Source organism: Lysobacter sp. (assembly GCF_035655815.1).
Taxonomy (GTDB): domain Bacteria; phylum Pseudomonadota; class Gammaproteobacteria; order Xanthomonadales; family Xanthomonadaceae; genus Lysobacter_J.
Genome location: NZ_DASRTS010000052.1, coordinates 1 through 2,283, shown reverse-complemented (window position 1 = coordinate 2,283; position 2,283 = coordinate 1). Strand labels below are relative to the sequence as shown.

The window sequence follows — 2,283 nt, the reverse complement described above, 5'->3', positions numbered from 1 at the left end:
CGCCCAGCGAGGCGCGGATCTGGGCGTCCACCGCGGCGATGGCGGTCATGTTGACCACGCGTCGCGGCGTGGACGCCGGAGTGAGGATGTGCGCCGGCTTGTCCAGGCCCATCAGGATCGGGCCGATGGCCACGCCTTCGGTCATCACGCGCACCATGTTGTAGGTGATGTTGGCCGCGTCGAGGTTGGGCATCACGAACAGGTTGGCGCGGCCTTTGAGCAGCGTGTTGGGGAAGATGCGGTGACGCAGTTCTTCGTCCCACGCGGTGTCGGCCTGCATCTCGCCGTCGACCTCGAGCTTGGGCATGCGCTGCTTGATCAGCTGGAAGACCTTGCGCATCTTCGCCGCCGACGGATTGTCGTGGCTGCCGTAATTGCTGTGCGAGAGCAGCGCGACCTTGGGCTCGATGCCGAACAGCTTCAACCGGTACGAGGCCTGCAGCGTCGCCTCGGCGATCTGCTCGGCCGTCGGGTCCATCTGCACGTGCGTGTCGAGGAAGAACCACACGCCCTGGTCGTTGATGACGCCGGTCATGGCCGCGGTGCCGGTGACGCCGCGATCGAAGTCGAACACGCTGCGCAGGTAGCCCAGCTTCTTGTGGAAGCGGCCGATCAGGCCGCAGATCATCGCGTCGGCTTCGCCGCGCTCGACCATCAGCGAGGCGATCAGCGTCGGCCGCGAACGCAGCAGGTTCTTGGCCGCCGCCGGGCTCACGCCGCGGCGCTCGGTCAGCGCGTGGTACTGCTGCCAGTAGTCGTTGAAGCGCGGATCGTCGTTGATGTTGGTGAGTTCGAAGTCCACGCCCTCGCGCATGCGCAGGCCCAGACGCTTGATGCGCGTGTCGATGACGTCCGGGCGGCCGATCAGGATCGGGAAGGCCAGGCGTTCGTCGATCACCGTCTGCACCGCGCGCAGCACGGTTTCCTCTTCGCCCTCGGCGTACACCACGCGCTTGAGGTCGCTGCGCGCGCGGTCGTACACCGGTTTCATCACCAGGCCGGTGCGGTAGATGAACTGGCCGAGCTTTTCCTCGTAAGCGCGCATGTCCTCGATGGGACGCGCGGCCACGCCCGATTCCATCGCGGCGCGCGCGACGGCCGGGGCCAGCTTGACCAGCAGGCGCGGGTCGAACGGACGCGGGATCAGGTACTCGGCGCCGAATTCCGGCGCGTCGCCGCCGTAGGCCGCGCCCAGGTCCGCCGATTCCTCACGTGCCAGCTGCGCGATCGCGCGCACGCAGGCCAGCTTCATCGCCTCGTTGATGCCGGTGGCGCCGACGTCCAGCGCGCCGCGGAAGATGTACGGGAAGCACAGTGCGTTGTTGACCTGGTTCGGGTAGTCCGAACGGCCGGTGGCGATGATGCAGTCCGGGCGGACGGCCTTGGCGTCTTCCGGCAGGATCTCCGGATAAGGGTTGGCCAGCGCCAGGATGATCGGGCGGTCGGCCATGCTGGCGACCATTTCCGGCTTGAGGATGCCGCCCGCCGACAGGCCCAGGAACACGTCAGCGCCGGCGACGATTTCGGCCAGCGAGCGCGCAGTGGTGTCGCGCGCGTAACGCGCCTTGTCGGGATCGAGGTGCTCGCGGCCGGCGTAGATCACGCCATCGCGGTCGAAGGCGGTGATGTTCTCCTTCTTCAGGCCCAGCGCCACCAGCATGTCCAGGCAGGCGATGCCCGCCGCGCCGGCGCCGGTGGTGGCCAGCTTCACGTCCTCGATCTTCTTGCCCACCACTTCCAGGGCGTTCAGCACCGCGGCGCCGACGATGATCGCCGTGCCGTGCTGGTCGTCGTGGAAGACCGGCACCTTCATCGTCTTCCGGAGCGTCTCCTCGACTAGAAAGCAGTCCGGGGCGCGGATGTCCTCGAGGTTGATTCCGCCGACCGTGGGCTCGAGGAGCTGGCAGAACCGGATCAGGTCGTGCGGATCCTCCGAGCCGACCTCGATGTCGAAGCAGTCGATGTCCGCGAACTGCTTGAAGAGGTTCCCCTTGCCCTCCATCACGGGCTTGCCGGCGAGCGCGCCGATGTTGCCCAGGCCGAGCACCGCGGTCCCGTTGGTCACGACGGCCACGAGGTTCCCCTTGGCGGTGTAGCGGTAGGCCTCCTCGGGGTTGGCCTTGATCTCGAGGCACGGCTCGGCGACCCCGGGGGAGTAGGCGAGCGAGAGGTCGCGCTGATTGGTCAGCGGCTTGGTGGGGACGACGGCGATCTTCCCGGGCCGGCCGCCGGCGTGGTACTGCAGTGCGTCTTCGCGGCTGGTCAAGGTGCGGGTTCGAGGTT

1 protein-coding gene is annotated in these 2,283 nt (G+C 67.7%); it reads right to left on the bottom strand.

From position 1 onward, the window contains the following. A partial coding sequence (locus VFE83_RS14030; protein ID WP_324907194.1) for an NADP-dependent malic enzyme occupies positions 1-2,266 on the bottom strand: 2,266 nt, incomplete at its 3' end. Between the last annotated feature and the right edge of the window lie 17 nt (positions 2,267-2,283).